The 21,613-nt window shown below is 69.5% G+C and carries 19 protein-coding genes and 1 pseudogene; 12 read left to right on the forward strand and 8 right to left on the reverse strand.

Annotation, left to right across the window (positions count from 1 at the left end):
• Positions 1–320: pseudogene (locus AB0L57_RS32545) on the forward strand (esterase family protein); the annotation flags it as partial.
• Between the two features lie 10 nt (positions 321–330).
• Here AB0L57_RS32545 and AB0L57_RS32550 read toward each other — a convergent pair.
• Positions 331–1,197 (reverse strand): alpha/beta hydrolase, encoded by an 867-nt coding sequence (locus AB0L57_RS32550; protein ID WP_364970626.1) that lies wholly within the window; start codon positions 1,195–1,197, stop codon positions 331–333.
• An 87-nt stretch (positions 1,198–1,284) separates the two neighbouring features.
• On the opposite strand from AB0L57_RS32550, the gene AB0L57_RS32555 reads away from it, so the two are divergent.
• Both AB0L57_RS32555 and AB0L57_RS32560 read left to right on the forward strand, forming a co-directional pair.
• Positions 1,285–2,244, forward strand: a complete 960-nt coding sequence (locus AB0L57_RS32555; protein WP_364970629.1) for a YafY family protein — start codon at positions 1,285–1,287, stop codon at positions 2,242–2,244.
• 77 nt (positions 2,245–2,321) lie between these two features.
• On the forward strand, positions 2,322–2,948 hold the full coding sequence (locus AB0L57_RS32560) for a hypothetical protein (RefSeq protein ID WP_364970632.1): 627 nt from the start codon (positions 2,322–2,324) through the stop codon (positions 2,946–2,948).
• 72 nt (positions 2,949–3,020) lie between these two features.
• On the opposite strand, the gene AB0L57_RS32565 is transcribed toward AB0L57_RS32560, so the two are convergent.
• From AB0L57_RS32565 to AB0L57_RS32585, 5 genes are all read right to left on the reverse strand, one after another.
• Positions 3,021–4,019, reverse strand: a complete 999-nt coding sequence (locus AB0L57_RS32565) for a M56 family metallopeptidase (protein WP_364970634.1) — start codon at positions 4,017–4,019, stop codon at positions 3,021–3,023.
• On the reverse strand, positions 4,016–4,411 hold the full coding sequence (locus AB0L57_RS32570; protein WP_364970637.1) for a BlaI/MecI/CopY family transcriptional regulator: 396 nt from the start codon (positions 4,409–4,411) through the stop codon (positions 4,016–4,018). The genes AB0L57_RS32565 and AB0L57_RS32570 overlap by 4 nt, the downstream gene beginning before the upstream one ends.
• Positions 4,412–4,520: 109 nt before the next feature.
• The gene (locus tag AB0L57_RS32575) at positions 4,521–5,966 is read right to left on the reverse strand and encodes a hypothetical protein (RefSeq protein ID WP_364970638.1); all 1,446 of its coding nucleotides are present in this window, start codon (positions 5,964–5,966) and stop codon (positions 4,521–4,523) included.
• Positions 5,967–6,092: 126 nt separating this feature from the next.
• Entirely contained in the window at positions 6,093–6,557 is a 465-nt protein-coding gene (locus tag AB0L57_RS32580) for a hypothetical protein (protein ID WP_364970641.1), read from the reverse strand.
• Between the two features lie 112 nt (positions 6,558–6,669).
• Complete coding sequence (locus tag AB0L57_RS32585) at positions 6,670–7,713, reverse strand: alpha/beta hydrolase family protein (RefSeq protein WP_364970644.1); 1,044 nt, start codon at positions 7,711–7,713, stop codon at positions 6,670–6,672.
• A gap of 253 nt (positions 7,714–7,966) precedes the next feature.
• Between AB0L57_RS32585 and AB0L57_RS32590 the strand changes: the two genes are divergently transcribed.
• From AB0L57_RS32590 to AB0L57_RS32600, 3 genes are read left to right on the forward strand one after another with little or no spacing between them, the layout of a single operon-like run.
• Positions 7,967–9,391 (forward strand): condensation domain-containing protein, encoded by a 1,425-nt coding sequence (locus AB0L57_RS32590; RefSeq protein ID WP_364970647.1) that lies wholly within the window; start codon positions 7,967–7,969, stop codon positions 9,389–9,391.
• Positions 9,388–10,926, forward strand: coding sequence for a glycosyltransferase family 39 protein (locus tag AB0L57_RS32595; RefSeq protein ID WP_364970649.1), 1,539 nt, complete (start codon positions 9,388–9,390; stop codon positions 10,924–10,926). Before AB0L57_RS32590 ends, AB0L57_RS32595 begins: the two co-directional genes overlap by 4 nt.
• Positions 10,927–10,936: 10 nt before the next feature.
• Complete coding sequence (locus tag AB0L57_RS32600) at positions 10,937–11,902, forward strand: glucosyl-3-phosphoglycerate synthase (RefSeq protein WP_364970652.1); 966 nt, start codon at positions 10,937–10,939, stop codon at positions 11,900–11,902.
• On the opposite strand, the gene AB0L57_RS32605 is transcribed toward AB0L57_RS32600, so the two are convergent.
• On the reverse strand, positions 11,829–13,913 hold the full coding sequence (locus AB0L57_RS32605) for an acyltransferase family protein (protein ID WP_364970655.1): 2,085 nt from the start codon (positions 13,911–13,913) through the stop codon (positions 11,829–11,831). The two genes, AB0L57_RS32600 and AB0L57_RS32605, sit on opposite strands and share 74 nt — an antisense overlap.
• Positions 13,914–14,108: 195 nt before the next feature.
• On the opposite strand from AB0L57_RS32605, the gene AB0L57_RS32610 reads away from it, so the two are divergent.
• The 4 genes from AB0L57_RS32610 (at position 14,109) to AB0L57_RS32625 (ending at position 19,896) form a co-directional block, all read left to right on the forward strand.
• Complete coding sequence (locus AB0L57_RS32610) at positions 14,109–14,693, forward strand: TetR/AcrR family transcriptional regulator (protein ID WP_364970658.1); 585 nt, start codon at positions 14,109–14,111, stop codon at positions 14,691–14,693.
• Positions 14,694–14,767: 74 nt separating this feature from the next.
• Complete coding sequence (locus AB0L57_RS32615) at positions 14,768–15,232, forward strand: nitroreductase family deazaflavin-dependent oxidoreductase (RefSeq protein ID WP_364970661.1); 465 nt, start codon at positions 14,768–14,770, stop codon at positions 15,230–15,232.
• Between the two features lie 90 nt (positions 15,233–15,322).
• Positions 15,323–17,722, forward strand: coding sequence for a glycoside hydrolase family 3 C-terminal domain-containing protein (locus tag AB0L57_RS32620; protein WP_364970664.1), 2,400 nt, complete (start codon positions 15,323–15,325; stop codon positions 17,720–17,722).
• Positions 17,723–17,832: 110 nt separating this feature from the next.
• Entirely contained in the window at positions 17,833–19,896 is a 2,064-nt protein-coding gene (locus AB0L57_RS32625; RefSeq protein ID WP_364970667.1) for a neutral/alkaline ceramidase, read from the forward strand.
• Between the two features lie 65 nt (positions 19,897–19,961).
• Here the strand turns inward: AB0L57_RS32625 and AB0L57_RS32630 are convergent, their stop codons facing one another.
• Positions 19,962–20,681, reverse strand: coding sequence for a TetR/AcrR family transcriptional regulator (locus tag AB0L57_RS32630; RefSeq protein ID WP_364970670.1), 720 nt, complete (start codon positions 20,679–20,681; stop codon positions 19,962–19,964).
• A gap of 89 nt (positions 20,682–20,770) precedes the next feature.
• On the opposite strand from AB0L57_RS32630, the gene AB0L57_RS32635 reads away from it, so the two are divergent.
• Positions 20,771–21,355, forward strand: a complete 585-nt coding sequence (locus tag AB0L57_RS32635) for an alpha/beta fold hydrolase (protein WP_364970672.1) — start codon at positions 20,771–20,773, stop codon at positions 21,353–21,355.
• A 13-nt stretch (positions 21,356–21,368) separates the two neighbouring features.
• Positions 21,369–21,605 carry an alpha/beta hydrolase gene (locus tag AB0L57_RS32640; protein ID WP_364970674.1) on the forward strand — a complete coding sequence of 79 codons (237 nt, stop codon included), beginning with the start codon at positions 21,369–21,371 and terminating at the stop codon, positions 21,603–21,605.
• Positions 21,606–21,613 lie beyond the last annotated feature (8 nt).

Below are 21,613 nucleotides of genomic sequence, written 5' to 3' on the forward strand. Positions count from 1 at the left end.
CGGCCAATGATCCGTATCTGCATGCGGATCGGTTGCGGGGTACCGCGATCTATGTGTCGACCGGGACCGGGGTACCGGGCCCACTCGACACCCCCGCCGGCGCGCACGGTGACGCCGTCCAGCTGGGCTATCAGCTGGTGTTCGGCGCGGCGCTGGAAGGGGTCACCAACATCTGCACCCATCAACTTCACGATCGGCTCGTGCAACTGGGAGTGCCCGCCACCTTCGACTTCCGCCCGGCGGGCACGCACTCATGGGGCTACTGGCAGGAGGATCTGCACGCGTCGTGGCCGATGTTCGCCGCCGCCCTGGCCGAATGACCGCGGACGGTCACAGCCGCTCGTCGAAGACCTCCCGGAGCCGGCGGGTGAATGCCTCGGGGTCTCCGGCATAGCCCTCGTCCCCGCCGACGAAACCGCTGTGGTGACTGGGGAACACGGTGGCCCGCTGTCCGAGCAGTGCCGCGGTCGCCTCGGCCGTGCGCCCGGTGAGCACACCCGCTGATTCCTCGCCGACCGCGATCACCACATCGGTGGGCGCGGCGGTCAGCGCGGCCACGTCCGGCCGGTATTCGGTGACCGCCCACGACCGATCCGAGAGCAGTGGGTCATCGCGCGAGCCGTCGTCGGCGGTGGGCATGCCGAACTGCGCCGGATCGGGTGCGGGCAGTGCGAAGAAGGCGTCGGTGAACTCGCCCTGCCACGACGCCATCATGATGAACGCCGCCATCCCCGCGCCGAATCCCTTGGCCTCGTAGACATCCCGGACACCGGACTGGGCCCGCCGGGCGGCCTGCGCATCGGGAAGCACCCCGAGGATCGGGGGCTCATGAGCGACGAGTGTCGTGACATCGGCTGGATGGGCGGCCACCAGTGCCAGCGCGGTGACCGCGCCGCCGCTGCTGGCGAACACCTCCACCGGGCCACCGATCGTTTCGATCAGGGCGTGCAGATCCTCGGCCTGTACCACCGGTGAATGATCGACACGCCCGTCCTTGCGGATGCTGCGGCCCAGTCCGCGCGGGTCGTAGGTGATCACGGTGCGGTCGGGGAAGTACGAGGCGGCCGTGGCGAAACCCCCGGCGTCCATCGGCTGACCGACCATGAGCAGCGGTGCCCGCCCGTCCGCGGCGGGCAGGGGACCGCGCACGTCGTAGACCAGATCGGCGTCGGGGGTGGCGAGAGTGTGTGTTTGCATACCGTGTCGACGGCGCGAGACCGGCGAAATCATCGCGGCGAGCGAACCCGGACGGGAGTTGTCCGGGTTCCGCGCGAGAATGCGTCGGTGACCGATACGACCCAGCGTCTGCTGACCCTGCTGTCGCTGCTGCAGACCCCGCGCGAATGGCCCGGGCCGGAACTGGCACAGCGACTGGGCGTCACTGAGCGGACCGTGCGACGCGACATCGATCGGCTGCGGGAGCTGGATTACCCGGTGCAGGCGACGAAGGGGGTGTACGGCGGATACCGGCTGGCGGCGGGGACGGCGATGCCACCGCTGCTGCTCGACGACGCCGAAGCGGTCTCCACCGCGATCGGACTGCGTACCGTGGCCGCGCACGCCCTCACGGGAGCCGACGAGGCGGCGGTGCGCGCTCTGGCCAAACTCGAGCAGGTACTGCCGACCCGCCTGCGGTCACGGGTGCGTTCGGTGGGTGCGGCCACCGAAGTTCTTGCCGAGCAGAGCGATTCGCCCGTGGACACCACGGTGCTGACCGTGCTGGCCGCGGCCATCGGCACGGGGGAGCAGGTGCGCTTCGGGTATCGCGCGAACTCGGGTGCGCAGACCCGGCGACTGGCCGATCCGCATCGTCTCGTCGCCGCGGGACACCGCTGGTATCTGGTCGCCTTCGACCGCGACCGTGGCGACTGGCGGATCTTCCGCGTCGATCGGATCGCGAATCCGCAGCCGATCGGGGTGCGCGCCGAAGTCCGGGAAGTGCCCGGTGGCGACGCCGCGAATTTCGTCCGCGCTTCGTTGTATTCGCTGACGCCGGTCCACCGTGCCGAGGTCACCGTCGCCGCCGCGGCGGAGCTGATCACGGCCACGGCCGGGTGGATCGGCGATGTCGAACCCGTCGACGAGCACAGCTGCCGGGTCACCACCGCGGCCGACACCCTGCCGTGGCTGCTGTTCCGGTTGATCCGGCTGGGCCACGACTTCCAGGTCGACGGACCAGCTGAGCTGGCCGGGTATGTGCGCGAGGTCGGCGCACGTCTGCAGCGTGCCGCGCCCGTGAAATGACCGGTGGCGGGCTACCGTGGCCGGATATCTCAGCAAGCTCTCAGTAAGCAGTACCGGACACTCGAGGAGAACTGGTTATGCATCGACTGAGCGTCACCCGCCGTCTCTCGGCCGCGGCCGCTGCGACGGCGGCGGCCGCCCTGGTTTTCGCCGGTCCCGCCACGGCGGCACCGCAACCCGTGGACTGGACCACCGCCACCGCGCATCTGCGCGCCGCGGCAGCCGGTGATCCGTCCGCCGAACGAGCGATCGACCGGCTCGTCGCGGCCGGTCCGACCGTCGAACAGGCGGCGCTGCCCGCCCAGCCGTTCCAGATTCCCGCGCAGTCCGATATCGGGCGCGGTGAGGGTCCCGGGGTCTACGGATCCGGGATCAGCCTGAACTACGACGGCTTCCGCCTGGGATTCTTCGGCGGCCCGGGCACCATCGCCCCCAATCAGGCCGGGGCGAATCTGCAGGTCATCTGGTACAACCTTGCCAACGGGCGCAGCGGTACCCAGACGCTGATCGAGCACAACGATGTACCGGTGGACACCACGATCCGCACCGCGGCCTTCGATCCGGGGCCGGGCACCGTCGTGGCGGCGGTGTACGGGACGCTGTGGCATCGCTGGCCGGTGCCGGTCTCGCCCGACCACCAGGACGGATTCCAGTACCAGCTGGGCACCATCTCGGTCCCGTCGTTCGGCGCGATCTACAACTGATCTCGAGACCGGGCGATAGGTCCGGCCGGGGCCGGTTCTGCGGAACCGGCCCCGTCGCGTATCACCACCTGGTCAATGCACGAACGGCAGACATCCCGCCACTCCGGCTTCGATGAGAAGAAGCCCGGAGGTCGGCAGCACGGCGACCACCGCGGCGAAGCCGGCCAGCGGAACTCCGCGCCCGGTGCGCCGCAACCGCGATTCGGGATCGAGCAACCGGCCGACCCGGGCGGTGACGGCGAGGGTACTGGTCCCCAGCGCGGCGTCGGGCAGGTCGTGCGCGGTGTGGTTTCCGGCCGGATCGGCCAGCGTGAGCAGTGCGGTGAGGATCGCGGTGCGGCTGTGCCGCCCGGCCGCCCGGTCGTCGGCGCACATCTCGAGCAGTTGTGCGACTTGCGCGTCGGCCGCCGCGAACAACGGCACGAACGGCAGCGCACCGGCCAGCGCGCGAGTCGAGGCCCGGATCAGATGATGACGTCCGGTCAGATGCGCGTCCTCGTGAGCCAGCACGGCGGCCAGCTGCGGTGCGTCCAGCGCCGCGACCGCGGCGCTGGTCACGACCACCGCACCCGGGCGGCCCGCCACGCAGTAGGCCGCCTTCTGCGGTGCGTCGATCACCACGGTCGCGGTCGTCCCGGTTCGTTCGGCACCGGTGAGCCGCCTTCCCACCATGGCCGCCGACCTGGCGTGCCGCACGCTCGTGGACCGCGCGAGGACCAGTCCGCGCACCACCCGGATACCGCGCGCCGCGACGAATCCGATCAGCGCCAGTGCCGACACCGCGGCAGCGAGCTGGGCGAAGGGGCCGTGGCCACCGTCGGCGGTGGCGTGCATCGCCACCACACATTCGCCGAGCAGATGTGCCATCGGCAGGTCCCAGGTGTGCGCGACCTGGACGGCCAGCGCGACCGAAGCACCCACCCAGGTCCCCAGGACCGCGACGACGGCGGCGAGCCAAGCCGCGACGCCCAGGGCGGGCACGCTACCGTGCGCGGTGAGCCGGGTCAGAATCGCCGGTCCCGCGACACAGACCAGTGCCGAATACCCGAGCAGGCACAGCGCCAATGTCACTCGGCCGCCCCGCTCCCGGGCTGGTCGGCGGTGTTCTTGGCGCGCATCCGGCGCAGGACCTTGCGCAGCGCGGCGGTGTCGTCGTCGGAGATCTGCTCGACGAAGTGGGCGAGTACCAGATCCGAGCGGCCACCGCCGAGTGCCTCGCGCATCAGCTGTGCGCTGTACTGCTCGCGAGACAGCCGCGGGCGATACCGGTAGGCCTTGCCGTCGCGTTCGCGTTCCAGCCAGCCCTTGCGGTGCAGATTGTCCATGGTGGTCATGACCGTGGTGTAGGCGATCTCGCGGGTACGCAGCAGATCCTCGAACACGGTCCGGACGGTGATGGAGTCGGGAGCCGACCAGACGCGGTCCATCACCACCGCCTCCAGATCCCCGAAACGATGTGCCATCGAACCTCTCCACCATCGACTACGTACCCGGATAGTACCCATTTCCGGTCGGCCCGAACGGCTGTGGCCCCGCCGGACCGGCGAGGCCACCGTGGCACGGAGGCCGGACTCAGTTCGGCGTGATCCGGAACAATCCGGTCGTGGTGCCCTGATACTGCACCCGCCCGGGCGCGATGGTGCCGACCATCTGCAGAGTGTCGTGGACGGTGGTGGCGCCGATCGGGTGCCCGGCCGCCTCGACGCCGGAATCGGCGTCGAGTGCGACCAGGTGGTACCTGTCGACCAGCGCGCCGGCGCTACCGGTACCGATCCCGGCGATCTCGTTCGTGCGCGCAACCGTGTAGATCAGCCCGTCGGCCAGCGAAAGACGTGGCACCGCGGCCGATTTCACCGGACTGGCCCACTTCTGCGTGCAGCCCTTGCCATCCGGATCCACATCGATGCGGACCATGCCACCGGTGAAGTCGGCCTTCGCCGGCTCACTGGGGCCGGCGTCGTCCGGCAGTGCCGGATACGGATAGCCGTAGGTACTCGCCACGAATACGCTGTTACCGGATCCGATGGGGGAGTTCTCGGTGCCGTCCACGGCGGGCACCGAGCAGACCGGACGGCCGCTGCGGGTGTCGTAGACGATCAGGTTCTCCTCGGGCACCGCATTGTCGGTGATGGCGAGATAGTCGGTGCCATCGCGCGGTCCGAAGAAGGTGGGGCTCGCGCCGCTGCCCCAGCTGAGCTGTCCGGGTTTGCGCGCCGGTCCGCGATCGTAGGGTTGGCGCCAGCGGACCTGTGGTGTGCCGGAGCCGTCCGCGGTGAACAGATAGGTGGCGTGGTCGGTGGTCACCGCGGTGCCCTCGGGGGCGGTGGAGATGCTGTTGTCGACGTGCTCACCCGGCAGCACGATCGACTGTGCCGCACCGGAATCCGGATCGACGGTACCCACGGCGCCGTTGGCGGTGGCGAACCAGACCCGGCCGTCGCGATCGGGCATCAGCGAGGCCACGCTGTCGCAGCCGGCGCCGCCGCAGTGACCCTCGACCGCGGCCGCGATCGGCGTGCTCGAGTCGATGGTGAGCTTCCACGCACCGCCGTCGCGGTGATGACCGATGCGCACCAGATTGTCGGCACCGTCGACCATGACCAGCTGGTCCTGGTGATCGAGATAGGCGTAGACCCCGCCGAGCAGTCCGCCCTTGGGCAGTGACAGGGAAGTCATCGGCTGACCGCTGCCCGGATCGAGCAGGAAGACCTTGGGTGACCGGTCGGTGACGGACGTGCACAGCGCCTGCGGCAGCCCGTCACCGCCCTGCAGAATTGTGGGGCACGCCGCGGCCAGTTCGCGGAACTGCGCGTTCACCCCGCCGGCGCCCACTCCGGGAAGTGGTGTGCTGTCGGAGGATTCCGCATCGCCGTGCATCGTCGCGGTGCCGACCGGACCGAGGAAGGGATCGGCCGGTGGTGGCGGGCCGAAGGCCGCACCGGCGGTTCCGGCGCCGATGACCAGCATCGTCGCGACGGCGGCCGCGACCACCGTCCCCGCTAGACGTCTTCCTCGCACAAGCACTCCTCGAAATGTTGCCGCATGTCGAGCAATTCGATCACTCGTATGGCGACAGGTTAGGAGATTCGGTGCGCGCCGATCCCGGCCGCCCCCGCGGAACCGGGGCGGCCCGGCGGTGACCTGTCAGCGACCGGAGACGGCCACGATGGCATCGGCCACGAGTTCGAAGGCCGGTATCGCCGTGGTCCCCGGTTCACACACCCATTGCCGGCGTGGATTGCCGGGGGTGGGCAAGGCGATGAGGGCGCCCGGTCCGGCCTGGATGACGAAACGGGTGAACAGCGCCAGCGACCGGGAGCGCGAGGCCGCGGCCGGCGCCGCGGTCAGGAACGTCCACACACAGCGCTCGCCCGCCCCCACACCGATCACCGCGGAGGCGTTCGCGCCGAGCGCGCCCACGACGGCAACGCCCAGCAGCTCCGGCATCATCACCGCGTGCATGCGCTCGTTGCGGGTCACCAGGGCGCAGATGCTGTCGTCATACCAGGTTGTTCCGAAGACACCTCGATACCGCGAACGGGCTTCGACGATCGATCTGTGTGGCCCCGACCCGGCGGGGTGCTCGGTGAAGAGAACGGTGGCAGTCATTCGATGATCGTGCTGCCCGTTCGATATCGGCTCGTGGCGATCACGTGACGGCTGTGCAACGCCTCGCTCGGCGGCCGGTGCGAGCCGTCCGCCGAGCCGGTGTGCTTGCGGATCAGCGGTGGAGTACCCGTTCGAACTCCGCCCAGGAGCGGTGCATGTCCTCCTGCCAGTAACCCCACGAGTGGGTTCCGTCGGGTCGCAGGTCGAAGGTGGCGGGAATGCGCAACTGTGCCAGCCGATCCTGGAGCGCCACCGCGCAATTGCGGGTCGCGGTCTCGAGAATGCCGCCGTAGAACAGCTGCTCGATCAGTTTGTGCCCGTCGCCGTGGATTCCGGGTCCGTCCGGCGTGTCGAGTGGTCCCGGGACGCCGTTGCCGGTCGACACGTAGATCGCGACCCCGCGCAGCTGGTCGGCGTGCAGATAGGGGTCGTTGGCCGCCCAGAGCGGATCGGTCGGGGCACCCCACAGATTCAGCGGATCGCCGCGCCAGCGCAGCACCACGCCGTCGACGAACGCCTGTCCCAGCGGATCGCTGGTGCGTGCGCAGCCGCTGTAGGAGCCGACGGCTCGATACAGGCCGGGTGCGGCCATCGCGAGCTGGAACACCGAGGTGCCGGCCATCGAGATCCCGGCCACCGCATTGGCACCCGATCCATGGAAGGCCGAATCGATGATCGGGGGCAGCTCGGTGGTGAGGAAACTCGACCACTTCTGCCGGCCCAGCACCGGATCGTCGGCGCGCCAATCGGCGAAGTAGCTGCCGTTGCCGCCCATCGGCGTCACCACGGTGACCTGCTTGTCGTGGAAGAAGTCGACGATATCGGTCTGCTCCGGCCAGCTGCTGGACTCCGACCCGCCACTGGCACCGTTGAGCAGGTAGAGCACCGGCGCGGGTGCCGAACCATCCGGTGCGCGAAGCACGGTGACTTCGATCTCGCGGTTCATCGCCGCCGAGAACACGCGCAGGTCCAGCAGGCCGTCGGGCTGTGCCGCGGCGGACACGAGGCGGGCGCCGTCGGCCGCGGGCCGCGCGGCAACGGTGAGGGCGTCGACGGTCACCGGGGCGGGCGGCGCGTCGGCCACGGCGGGCACGGTGCACAGCACGGCGGTGAGCAGTGCGGCGCACAGGGCGACTGGCAGAAATCGGCGATCCATCCGGTACCTCTCTGTGATCCTGCGGTTCCGGTCGGCGGTCAACGTAGGCCCGCGAACACCGTGGTCGCAAGGAGATACGGCATCTGTTGGGACCGACGGCCTATCGGGATCGGCCGGTTCTGGGGAAGGTCACAAACTTCGGCGGCGACGGTTGGCGGGGGTGCCCCGGGTGCCGTTGACTCGGTCCGCGTGACCCGGCGGTGCGGCCGGGGCGGACGGTCGGTCCGTCAGATCTGGACGAAGCGAGGTATCCGTGGTCGGTTTCGGTTTCTTCGACGATTGGCATCCGCGGCCGGGCAGGTTGATCGCCTGGGCACCCACACCGCGGTCGCGGGCGGCGGTCATGGCCGCACCCGAACATCCCATCGGCCCGTCCTATCAGCAGCGCGAATATCTGCTCGCGGCACATCGCCAGCGGGACAGCGGATCTCGTGCCTCCCGGCTGTGCATGATCGCCTTCGACTTTCCGAGCGCCCTCGATCGCGACGCGATGACACGCACGGTCACGGCATTCGTCCGCCGCCACGACACATTCTGGAGTTGGTTCTCCTGCGAACCCGGCGACCGCATCGCGCGTCATGTCGCCGATCCCGGCGATATCGAGCTGGCCCCCGCCGACTTCGGCGAATTCACCGACAGCGACGCCGTGCGCGATCACGTGCAGCGGCATGCGCGCGAGGTATTCGACTGGGACTGTTTCGGTTTCGGCGTCATCGACCGCGGTGACTCGTTCACCGTCTACGCGGCGGTCGACCACCTGCACACCGACGGCGTGGGACAGGCGCTGTCGTGTGTCGATCTGCTGATGCTCTACGGCAATGAACTGTCGGGTGGCCAGGTGCCCATCGAACCGGTCGACGGGCACGTGGCGTATTGCGAGCGCGAACTCGCCCACAACGGCGCGCTCACCGCGGATTCCGCGCCGATGCGGCGATGGCTGGACCTGCTGGTGGCCCACGACGGTGCGGTGCCCTCGTTCCCGATGGATCTCGGTGTCGACCCGGACGCGCGCGGGTTCACCGCGGGTGCGCAGATCACCGTACCGTTGCTCACCGAGGCCGAGGCGGTGCGTTTCGAACGGGTGTGCCAGGAATTCGGCGGGAAATTCCTGGGTGGACTGTTCGCGGCGATCGCGCTCACCGAATACGAATTGACCGGCAGGGAACGCTATTTCGTCTTCACCCCGGTCAACACCCGGGGTGCGGCGGCGGAGCAGGGCTCGATCGGCTGGTACACGAACCTGGTGCCGGTGGCGGTGCGGGTGCGTCCGGGGGAGGATTTCACCTCGCTGGTCGGCCGCGCCCAGACCGAGGCCGACGATGCCAAGGAGCTGGCCGAGGTCTGTGTCCATCGGGTGATCGAGCTGGCCGCCGGCGATCCGCGGATCCGGACCCGGCTCGGCTTCTCCGCGCCGATGGTGTCCTACGTCGATGTGCGGCGGATGGCGGGTGTGGAGATGTTCGACCGTATCAACGGCGGGCTGTACGGCAACCGGGCCAGCTCCAGCGAGGTCTATCTGTGGATCAACCGTTTTCCCGATGTGACGACCCTGACCATGATTTTCCCCGACACCGAGATCGCACACGAGGCGATCGCGAAGTACCTGTCGACACTGACCACCCTGTGCCGCGATATCGCCGAACGCGGTGGCGAACCGGTCGAGGCCGCGGTGCCGTGAGTGATCCCCGTCGCCGGGACGGTGCGAAACCCGCTGTCCGGTGGCGGATTTCATCTGCTCCGGCGGCGGCGTGGATCGTCCTGATCGTGGTGGTCGCCACCGTGGCGCTGGTGGCGCGGGCCGGCCGCTATCGGTGGTTCGGGGACGAGTTGTACTTCCTCGCCGCCGGTCACCACCTCGCGGTGGGATATGTCGATCAGGGGCCGCTGGTGCCGCTGCTGGCGCGTCTGGCCGGCGTGGTGGCGCCCGATTCGGTGACCGTGCTGCGGCTGCCCGCCATTGTGGCCGGCGTCGTGGCGATCATCGTATCCGCCGCCCTGGCAAGGGAATTCGGTGGTGGACGCGCTGCCCGCGTCCTGGCGGCCCTGGGTTATGCGAGCTGCCCGTTCCTGATCACCCAGACCGCGTCACTGTCGACCTTCGCATTCGACGCCACCGCGGTGGCGATCCTGATCTGGCTGCTGGTGCGGTGGATACGGGTGCGGCGCGACCGGCTGCTGCTCGCCACCGGCGTGGTGGCCGCGGTGGATCTGCAGGTCAAGTTGTTGCTTCCGGTCGTGATCGCGGCCCTCGTGCTGGGCATCGCCTGCTGCGGTCCGCGCGAGATCGTGCGCCGGCCCGCCCTGTGGTGCGCCGCCACGGTCGCGACGTTGTCGGCGCTGCCCGCGCTGGTGTGGCAGTGGCGCCACGACTGGCCGCAGCTGGCGATGGGCACGGTGATCCGGGCCGAGCAGCAGGCCGCGACCGGCGGGCCCGCCGGGCTGCCGGTTCAACTGGTGACGATGAGCGGTGTGCTCGGTGTCGTGCTGATATGTTGCGGCGCTTACGGTGTGGTGGGTGCCAGGCTGCGGCCCTACCGTTTCCTGGCGGTCGCCTCGGTCGTCATGGCGCTGTTCGTGATCGTCGCGGGCGGGCGCCCGTACTATCTGGCGGGTCTGCTGCCGGTGCTGTTCGCGGCGGGTGCCTGTGTGCTGGTCGAGCGGTCGCCCGCGCGCTGGTGGCGGTCGATCGCCGTGGTCACCGCGGCTTCGTCGGTCGTGATCGCGAGCGGTGTGGTGGTACTGCTGCCCTCGGCCGCGCCCCCGCGACCGGTGAGCACCCGGGCCGAATTGTCCACCCGCATGCGGATATCGGGCACCACGGGCTGGGATGGCCTGGTGGCGGCGGTGGCGCGCGCGGCCGCCGCCGAACCCCGCGGCACCGCTGTGCTGACCCGGACCTATTGGCAGGCATCGGCATTGGCGCACGCGAACGATCCCCGGATACCGCCGGTGTACAGCGCCGACCGCGGCTTCGCCGCATTCGGCCGGCCGCCACCGGACACCATCACAGCCCTCTGCGTCGACACCGATTCCGCCGAAACACGCTTGCGCCGAACATTTTTCGGTGTGGTGCCGATGGTGCTGCTCGACGATCCCCGCGGATTTCCGGGTATCGACGCTCACGTGACGATCTGGCGCTGCACCGGTCCGCGCGCGAGCTGGGAACGGATCTGGCCGGAATTGACGACCGACATTCTGGATCCCGGAATCTGAGGAGATATCGATGTCCCACGCCGCACCCGCCGCCGAGCCGCTGTGTCCCGGCCCGGCCGAACTGATCCGGGCCAAGGGTGATCGCACCGTGTCGGTGGTCCTACCGGCGCTCGACGAACGGGACACCATCGCCGGGGTCATCGCTTCGATCCGGCATCTGGTGGGCGGCCTGGTCGACGAACTGGTGGTCGTGGACTCCGGTTCGACCGACGACACCGTCGCCCGGGCGATCGCCGCGGGTGCGGGCGCCGTCTACACCCGTGAGCAAGCGGTGCCCGGCGTGCCGGTCCGCTCCGGCAAGGGTGAGGTGCTGTGGCGGTCGCTGGCGGTCACCACCGGAGACATCGTCGTGTTCATCGATTCCGACCTGCACGATCCGGATCCCGGATTCGTCCCCGCGCTGCTCGCACCGCTGCTGCGCGACCCGGGGGTGCATCTGGTGAAGGGTTTCTATCGGCGCCCGCTCGGCGAGGACCCGCACCCCGGCATCGACGACGGTGGCCGGGTGACCCAACTGGTGGCGCGGCCGCTGCTCACCGCGCTGGTTCCCGAACTCGCCGATGTGCGACAACCGCTCGGTGGTGAATACGCCGCCACCCGAACACTTCTCACCGAGATTCCGTTCGCCCCGGGATACGGTGTCGAGATCGGGATCCTGCTCGACGCGTGGCGGCGTCACGGGCGGGCCGGGATCGGCGAGGTGGATCTGGGCGTCCGCATCCACCGCAACCGTCCCACGCACGAATTGGCGGTGATGAGCCGGCAGATCGTCGCGACGTTGCTGGCCCGGGTCGGCATCGCGGATTCGGGTGCCGGGCTGATCCAGTTCCGTCCCGAGGGGCCGGGGTGGCGGCGGGTCTCGACGCCGGTGTCGGCGGCCGATCGGCCACCGATGCGATCACTCACCACCAGCCCGTCAGCGGTTGCAGCCGCCGGCCGAGTTCGGGGGCGAGCGAGCGGGCATAGCTCGCGGTGAAGTGATGCTCGTCGTGGTAGACGAGGATGTTGCCGACCTCGACCGGACATACATCGTGTTCGCAGACCGCGTCGGTGAGATCGACGGGGAAGACGTTGGGGAATGCGGCGGACGGGTCGAGGGCGGGGTCCACGGGTGCGAGGGCGTCGTCGCGACGCATACCGCAGCTGATCCGATCGCCATGGCGGGCCAGGCAGTCGACGGCGCGGTAGCGCACGCCGTTGCGCCGAAGCCATGGGGTGTCGCGTACGGCGATCACCTTGATTCCCTCGTCGGACAGCGCCTTCCACACATCGAGGTAGTCCTGTGGTGTCTCGTCACCGCCGGAGTCGATCGGCCGGGTGCCGGTGGTGAACACCCAGTCCGGCTTCTCCTTGCCCAGTAGATCGATGACATCGTGAGACCAGTCGCGGCAGTCCGGATTCGATTCGCCCTTGTACATCGGATTCGGGTCGAGCGTGAGCGGGCAGCCCATCTTCAGATGTACCAGGATGCGGAACCGGTGCTGTTCGGCGAGTTCCTGCAGTGCCGGCATCCAGTGCTCGGCATGCGAGTTCCCGACCACCGCCAGCGTGCGCGGGGCATCGGCGACACCGTAGGTGCAGGTGACCACCTCGCGGTGATCCCAGTCCGCGATGCAGCCGTCGACGGTCGGGCTCGGTAGCTCTGCCGGTGCCTCGTACAGTGTCGGCCGCATCTTGGCCTGCGGGACCGACGCGCCGCCGACCAGGGCCTCGGCTCCGGGATAGCGCACCGGGTCGAGGATGCCCACCGCGCGCGGTGGATGGGTCTGCACCACCGCACTCCAGGTCACCGCCGCCGAAGCCACGACCGCGGCGGTCACCGACAGTGCGACCGCGGCGGTGCGGCGGTATCGCGGCCCGAACATCGGCGCCGCGGTGGAGCTCGGCTGAGGCCGGCGCATGCGCATCGGCTGTTCGACATAGCGGTGGGTCAGGTAGGCCAGTCCCAGCGAGATCGCGATCACGGCCGTTCCGCCGAGGAAACCCGCGTGTGCGCCGCCGCCCTCGGCGAGCAGGAATATCAGCAACGGCCAGTGCCACAGATACAGCGAATAGGCGAGGTCGCCGAGCCGGACCAGCGGTCCGGAGGCGAGCATGCGGGTCGGCCACGGCTGCTGTTCCTGCTGAACCCCAGCCCCGGCCAGGATCAGCGCGACCGCCGCACCCACCGGCAGCAGCGCGGGCGGACCGGGAAACTGATTCGCGCCGTTGGTGATCCAGCCGCCGACCGCCACCACGGCCAGGCCCGCGACCGCCAGCACGATTCGTAGCACGCGTGGCACCCGCAGCGCGGTCGCGGCCAGCGCCAGACCGGCGCCCACCAGTAGTTCCCACACTCGTGCCGCGCTGTCGTAGTAGTTCCAGCCCTGATGGGTGGCCGAGCCGTGCGCCGCGTACAGGAACGAGCAGACCCCCGCGAGGACGATCACCGCGGCCAGGACCGGACGCACGGCGTCGGTGCGGCCCAGCCGGCGGCATACCCACACCGCTGCGGCCACCACCAGCAGGGCGGCCAGATAGTACTGCCCCTGCACCGACATCGACCACAGATGCTGTAGCGGGCTCACCGACGGATCGGCGGCCAGATAATCCGACCAGGTCAGTGCGAGCCGCCAGTTCTGGTAGTAGAACATCGAGGCCAATGTCTGCCCGGCCAGGTCGCCCCACTGTGTGTAAGGACGCAACGTGACGGTGGCCACCAGCACGGCGCCGAGCACCACGACCAGCGCCGGCAGCAACCGGCGCGCGGTGCGCCGCAGGGTCTGCCCGACACCCACCGAGCCGCCCGACACCGCACGGCGCAACAGCGATCCGGTGAAGAAATAGCCCGACAAGACGAGGAAGATGTCGACCCCGCCCGACACCCGCCCGAACCAGATGTGGAACACCACGACCAGGGCGATCGCCAGTCCGCGCAGCCCGTCCAGATCCCGGCGGTAGGCGGTGCCGACCTGACCGGTCGCCGGCTCACTCACCGTCGCGGACATGACGGCACCTCGGTGGCGACGGAGTGAACGGAAGGGGCGGATGACACGACAATTCCCTATCACACCCGCGCGACCCAGGACCAATGCCGCGCGTGGCGGACGACCCCTTGTCCCGTGCTTTCGGGCGCGTTAGGGTTTGGTCATTCGCCCAAGGCGATTGCCCAGGGCGGTCCGTTCACCCGGGAGGAGTGGCCGATGGTCACCGCCGCAGCACAAGGCCGCGACACTCGAGCGCGGCTGATGGACGCCGCCATCTCGGTGATCGACGAACGCGGCTGGGGAGCGGTCACCACCCGGCTGGTCGCCGAGCGTGCCGGGGTCCGCGCGGGCCTGGTGCATTACCACTTCCGCTCGGTGGACGATCTGCTGATCGACGCGGCACTACGGATGGTGCGCGGACTCGTCGACGAGGTGGCCGGTGCGGACGGTGCCGGCGCGGGCGATCCCGTCGCGGCGCTGCTGGCGAGCATCGCCGAATTCGACGATGCGGCGCAGACCCGGGTGTTCAGCGAAATCCTGCTGGCCGCGACCCGGCACGACCGGTTGCGTGCGGGTCTCGAGACGGTTCTGGCCGAGTTCCGCGCCGATCTCGCCGATCGGCTGCGCGCCGAGGCCACCGTCGCCGATCCGGAGGCCACCGCGGTCGTGCTCGTCGCGGCGCTGGACGGACTCGTCCTGCATCGGCTCATCGACCCGAACATCCGAGCGCTCGACGCCGGGCCGGCGTTGCGCCGGCTGACCGGGGTGCAGGGGTCGCGCAATCGACAGAAGGCAGTGTGAGTGACATTTGCGCGGCTGCTCGCGGTGCCGACCGGGGTGTGGGTGTACCGCATCCGCATGAGACAGGAGGAGTCATGACTTTCGCCGATACCGTGGCCGGGCTGGGTGCGCGGGCTCTGCGGACCCGCGCGGTGGTGCGCGCGCCCATCGGGCTGTATCGGGCGGGCCTGGGGTTCCTGTTCGGCCGGCGCATGCTGATGTTGGAACATATCGGCCGGACCAGCGGGGCACGGCGTTACGTGGTGCTCGAGGTCGTCGATCGCCCCGCGCCCGGCGAGTTCGTGATCGTGTCCGGCTTCGGGACCCGTGCCCAGTGGTATCGCAATATCGAGGCCGAGCCGGCCGTGCGGGTGTGGGTGGGGCTGCGCCGCGCGGTGCCCGCGGCCGCCGTCGCGATGGACGCCGCGGCCTCGGGTGTGGCGCTCGAGCAGTATCGGCGCACGCATCCCCGGGCGTGGCGGAATCTGCGCGCGATGATCGAGCGTGCGACCGGGGCTCCCGTCGACACCCTGCCGATGGTGCGGCTACGGCTGCACTAGCTCCCGACGCGCGTGGGGAATGCCGCGCCGCCCAGGCGATGTCACGTAGCGTCGAGGCCGATGCACAGTCGAAACGAAACGGGGCACCCGATGGACGACCGGATCGAGCAGCTGGCAAGGCAATTGGACCTGCCGGCGAAACTACGTCTCATCTCGGGCGCCGGAATGTTCCGTATGGCCGGTGATCCCGCGATCGGTCTGGCCGAGATGCCGGTGTCGGACGGTCCGTCGGGTGTTCGAGGGGAGAACTGGGACGAGCGCGATCCGTCGGTGAGTCTGCCCTCGGGTACCGCGCTGGCGGCCACCTGGGATCGTGATCTGCTCACCGAGATCGGTGCGCTCATCGCGGCGGAGGCCCACCGCAAGAATGTCCACGCGGTACTGGGCCCGACCGTGAATCTGCACCGATCCCCGCTGGGCGGACGGCATTTCGAATGCTTCTCCGAGGATCCGATGCTCACGGCGGAGATAGCGGCCGCCTATGTCCGCGCGGTCCAGGCTCACGGTGTCGCCGCCTGCCCGAAACACTACGTCGCCAATGATTCCGAGACCGATCGCTTCACCGTGGACGTGCGAGTGGCGGCCCGGGCGCTGCACGAGCTGTACCTGTATCCGTTCGAACGCGCGGTGGCCGCGGGCACCTGGATGGTGATGGCCGCCTACAACAGCGTCGCGGGCGCCACCATGACCGAATCGCCGCTGCTGGACGAACCACTCAAGGGCAGTTGGGGTTTCGACGGCGTGGTGGTCTCCGACTGGACCGCCGTGCGCAGTACCGACGGTGCCGCACACGGGACGGATCTGTGCATGCCGGGTCCGTCGCCGCTGTGGGGGCAGGCGCTGGCCGACGCGATCGCCGCGGGCACCGTGCCCGAGTCCGCGATCGACGACAAGGTCCGGCGCATCCTGCGTCTCGCCGATCGCGTCGGCGGATTCGCCTCGGCGCCGGGCGAATCCGCGCCCCGCCCCGTGATCTCCGGTGCCGAAGCCCGCGCGCTGGTGCGCCGGGCCGCGGCGGCCGCGATGGTATTGGTGCACAACGACGGGGTGCTCCCGCTGGCGCCGCACACCTCGATCGCGGTGCTGGGCCCCGCCGCCGCGGATCCGCGGTACATGGGCGGCGGCAGCGCCACCGTGCTCCCCGACCACACCGTCACCCCGGTCGAGGGGCTGTCGGCGGTGCTGCCGGTGACGCACACCCCCGGTGTCCGGCTCGGCGACGATCCGGTCCCGGTTCCGCTGGAGCTGGTCACCGACCCCGTCACCGGCACCCCGGGACTGTGCCTGCGCTACCTCGATGGTGATCGCGTGCTGGACACCCAGCACCGCACCGCGGGCCGGCTGGTGCTGTTCGGCGATCCGCACGCTGCGGCGGCGAGCGCGATCGAACTGCGGGCCCGGCTGCGCGCGGATGTGGGAGGTGCCTGGCGGATCGGTGTGGCCGCCCTCGGGCACTGTGTGCTGGAGCTCGACGGCGAGGCCGTGATCGATACCGAGATCGCCTTCGAAGGCTCGGATCCCGTTGCCGCACTGCTGGATCCACCGCAGCGCTTCGTCGAGCGCGAGCTGTCGGCCGGGCAGACGGTCGAGGTGCGGATCACGGTGGGTTCCGGAGCGGAGGCGGCGGCCGGGCTGGGCATGATCCTCGGGGTGGGCCTGGGGATCGGGCGTCCGCAACGCGCCCCCGAGGACGAATTCGCGGCGGCGATCGAGGCCGCTCGCAGTGCCGAGGTGGCGGTGGTCGTGGTCGGCACGACGGAGCAGCTGGAGAGTGAGGGACGCGATCGCACCACGCTGGCTCTGCCGGGGCGCCAGAACGATCTCGTCGCGGCGGTGGCCGCGGCCAATCCGCGCACGGTCGTGGTGGTGAATTCCGGTGCGCCCGTGGAGATGCCGTGGCGCGACGAGGTGGCCGCGGTCCTGCTGACCTGGTTCCCCGGACAGGAATTCGGCGCCGCGCTGGCCGATGTGGTCACCGGCGCGGCCGAGCCCGGCGGCCGGCTCCCGACCACCTGGCCCAAGGAACTCGCCGATGTTCCCGTCCGCGAGACCATTCCGGACGCCGACGGCCGGCTGACCTACGACGAAGGCATTCATATCGGCTATCGAGCCTGGCTGCGGGCAGGGGTGCAGCCGGCCTTCCCCTTCGGTCACGGGCTGGGGTACACCGTCTGGGAGCTGAGCGATCTACTGGTCGACGGCCACGATGTCGAGGTCACGGTCGCCAATATCGGCGAGCGGGACGGTAAGCAGATCGTCCAGGTCTATCTGTCGCGGGAGGACAGCGAGGTCGAGCGGCCGGTGCGCTGGCTGGCCGCGTTCGCCGCGGTCACCGTCGCGGCGGGGGACCGGCAGCGGGTGCGGATCACGGTGCCGCGGCGTTCGTTCCAGCATTGGGACGAGGGCGGTTGGAGTACCGAATCCGGGCCGTTCACCGTGCACGTGGGCACCTCGGTGATCGCGCTGCCGCTGACCGCGCCGATCGAGTGATCGCCGGACGGCGGAAATCCGGGCTGGCGTACTGGACGAGTGACCAGTAATCTGCGACACACACGGTTGGAGGGGTCGCAGTGTCGCGGCCGGACCCGAAGGAGCGATCAGTGACGTTGACCCGGCGATCGATGCTGGCCGGTACCGCGACGGCCGCGATGGCGGCCGGCGTGGCCGTCACCGGGACCGCGGGCGCGGCACCCGTGCACGCGACCGGCGAGCCGGGTGGCTATCTCGTCGGTGCCGGGATCGCCGATGTCACCGGTGCGGTCGCCGGTCAAGGCATGATGGGCTACTCCGAACTCGACCAGGTCGCCACCGGACTGCTGATGCGCACCTGGGCCCGGGCCTACATCGTGGTCGATCGGGCCACCGGTGACCGGGTGGCCTTCGTCAGCGCCGATATCGCCTGCCTGTTCCAGTCGGTGCATCTTGCCGTCATGACGCAGCTGGCGCAGCGTTTCGGTGGCATGTACACCGAGCGCAACGTCAATCTCAACGCCACCCACAATCACAATTCCTGTGGTGGTACCGCCCGTGAGTACGCGTATTCGCTTGCCGCGTACGGCTTTCAGAGCAATTCGCATCAGGCCGAGGTCGACGGGATCGTGGCCGCTCTGGTGGCTGCCCACGACACTCTGGCGCCCGGTACCCTGTCGCTCGGTCATGGTGAACTCCACGACGCCTCGGCCAACCGCTCGCGGGTCGCGTTCGAACTGAATCCGCCCGGGGACAAGTCCGAATTCCCCAACGCCATCGATCCCAAGGTCACTGTGCTGCGCCTGCGCCAGGGCGCGAAGGACATCGGCGCGATCACCTGGTTCGCCACGCACGGCACCTCGCTGACCGACGCCAATACGCTGATCTCGGCCGACAACAAGGGCTACGCCAGCTATCGCTGGGAGCACGACGAGATGGGGGTGCGCCACCGCGACGGCGGCACCGGATTCGTCGCGGCCTTCGCTCAGACCAATGCCGGTGACATGACCCCGAATCTGGGCCTGACGCCCTGGCATCCGTCCGGCCCGACCGAGGACAACCGGGTCAACTGCGCCCTCATCGGTGAACGTCAATATCAAGCCGGGCGTGCGGCTTTCGATGCCGCGCGGCCGATGAGCGGCGGGGGAGTCGAGGCCGCGCTGCGCTATCTGAACATGGCCGATATCGCCGTCGACGGCGCCTACACCCCCGACGGCAAACCCGCGCGCACCGCCCCGGCGATGATGGGGGCAGCCGCGGCCGCCACGAGTTCGGAGGACAACTGGAAGACCCAGCTGTCGTTTCTGCAGGAGGGTGACACCAATCCTGTGGTCGCCGCGCTCGGCGGCCTGAACGGTCCGGTCGAGCAGTGGATGCGGGATGTGCAGGCGCCCAAGCTGATCGTCGCGCCGCTGGGTGTACTGCCGCCGCGGCCGTGGGTGCCGCTGACAGTGCCGATCCAGATCCTGCGCATCGGCGATCTGGTGCTGGCCTCGGGACCGGCGGAGTACACCGTGGTGTCGGGTCTGCGTATCCGTCGCGTCGTTGCGCACGCGCTGTCGGTACCGCTGGAAAATGTTCTGCTGCAGGGCTATTCGAACGGCTACAGCGGCTACGTCACCACCCCGGAGGAATACGCCTCTCAGCAGTACGAGGGCGGCGAAACCCTCTATGGCCGCTGGACGCTGCCCGCGTACGTGCAGGAGTTCGACCGGCTGGCTCGTGCGGTGGCCGCGCGCACCGATCCGGGCCGTGGCCCCGCGCCGCTGGACTGGACCTCCGGTCTGCAACCGAATCTGCTCCCGCCGGTCCCCGCCGACGAGCCGGTCGCCGGACATGCGTTCGGTGATGTCCTGACCCCGCCGAAACCCTCGTATGGCCGCGGCGAGGCGGTTGTCGTGGAGTTCTGCGGCGCCCATCCGAACAACGACTTCCACACCGGTGCCGGCTATTTCGAGATCGAGCGAGCCGACGGCGACCGCTGGAACACCGAGTACGACGACAACGACTGGTGCACCGAACTGCACTGGTCACGTCCGCCAGGCCAGTCATCGGCCTCGATCGTCGCCGTGCACTGGACCATTCCGGACGCCGCCGAGGCCGGCCGTCACCGCATTCGCTACCACGGTGATCGTCGCGACGGCGCCTCGACGACTCCGTTCACCGGCACCACCACCGAGTTCCAGGTCGGCTGACGCGTCACGGGCAGCCGCCGGTGTCATGTCCCTGGACTGTGTTTCACTCGTCCCGGGCGTCGAGTTTATTCGAATTCTTGCCCCATCCGGGCAGTCCGGACCGATGCGACCGGGCCCGACGGCCCGGCGTTCCCGGGCGCGCTCCGCGACGTCCGGCCCGATTCCGGAGACCTGGACATCATTGCGGGCGTATCGATCTCGACTGTTGGCAGGGTGTCGAGATATGCCGCCATCGCGTGCCCGGCCGAGATCAGCGGTGCGGTCGAGCGCAGCGTCCGGCTCAGGATGAACGCGCCCTCCAGGGCGCCCAGTACCGCCGCCGTGAAACCACGGGCCGCGTCGGGGGCGAGTCCGCGCGTCCGGAAGTAGGCGCTGCCGCGGTTCATCCAGTCGTCGATCACCTCGGCGGTCACCGTGCGCAACTCCGGTTCGCTGTCGGCGATCTCGCCCGCCACGGTGCCGACCGGGCACATGTTCATCCAGCCGGACTGCTCGATCTGTTCCGCGGCAGCGGTGAACGCGCACGATACGGCCTCGTGCAGATCCGGATACGGATCCATGAGCATCGGCAGTAGTTGGATGTAGGCCGCGCCGCTCGACCGCAGCGCCGACGCCGCGATCTGCTGTTTGCCGCCGGGGAAGTGGTGATACAGCGATCCGATCGGTGCGCGGGCGGCGGCGGTGATCTGTTTGACGGTGGTCGCGCCGTATCCCTGGCGGCGCATCAGCTCCGCGGTCGCGGTGACGATGCGGTCGGCGGTCGGGCTTGACACGGAATCGGACATGGTCCAATACTAGAACATGCGCTCTAGAGCGAACGTTCTAGTGGGTCGTCCGGATGCCGGACGGCTGCGCGATACGGAGGTGGGCTGACATGCCGGTGGTCGAGGTCGCGGCCGGGCCGATCCACTACGTCGAAGAAGGGCAGGGTCCACCCGTGGTCCTGCTGCACGGCCTGTTCATGGACCACACGGTCTGGGACCGGGTCATGCCGTTGCTGCCCAGCGGCTTCCGATATCTGCGCCCGACGCTGCCACTGGGATCACATCCCGACCCGATGCGGGCCGATGCCGATCTGACGCTGCGCGGCCTGGCCGGAATCATCGCGGATTTCCTCGTCGCCCTGGATCTGCACGAGGTCACCCTGGTGCATTCGGACTGGGGCGGCGGGCTGCTGATGACCGCCTACGGTCTCGACGAGCGCATCGCCCGGCTGGTCGTGTTTCCGTGTGAGGCCTTCGACAACTTCCCGCCCGGAATACCCGGCAAACTGGCGGCTCTCGCCGCCCGGATCCCCGGCGGCCTCGGGCTGGTGGCCCGTCAGCTGCGCAATCGGCGCGATCCGCCGCATCCCGTTCGTCTTCGGGCACATGGCACGCCGGCCGGTACCCGACGCCATGGTGCGGGGCTGGACCGCCGCGGCGCTGCGCGATCCGGACGTCCGCCGCGACGTCGGTAAGTACGCACTGTCGATGCCACCGGCACACCAGCTCATCGCCGATACCGAGGCACTGGGGAAGTTCCGGGGCCCGGCACTGGTGCTGTGGTCCTCGGCGGGCAAGGTGATGCCCCGTGAGCACGGCGCCCGGCTGGCCGAACTACTGCCCGAGGGCAGGCTGGTCGAGATCGACGACGCTTATGTCCTGTCGATGCTGGACCGGCCCGAAGCCGTTGCCGCCGAACTGACCACATTCCTCACCGGGACCTGACCGGTGCG

Source organism: Nocardia sp. NPDC052254, from assembly GCF_040679495.1.
Taxonomy (GTDB): Bacteria; Actinomycetota; Actinomycetes; order Mycobacteriales; family Mycobacteriaceae; genus Nocardia.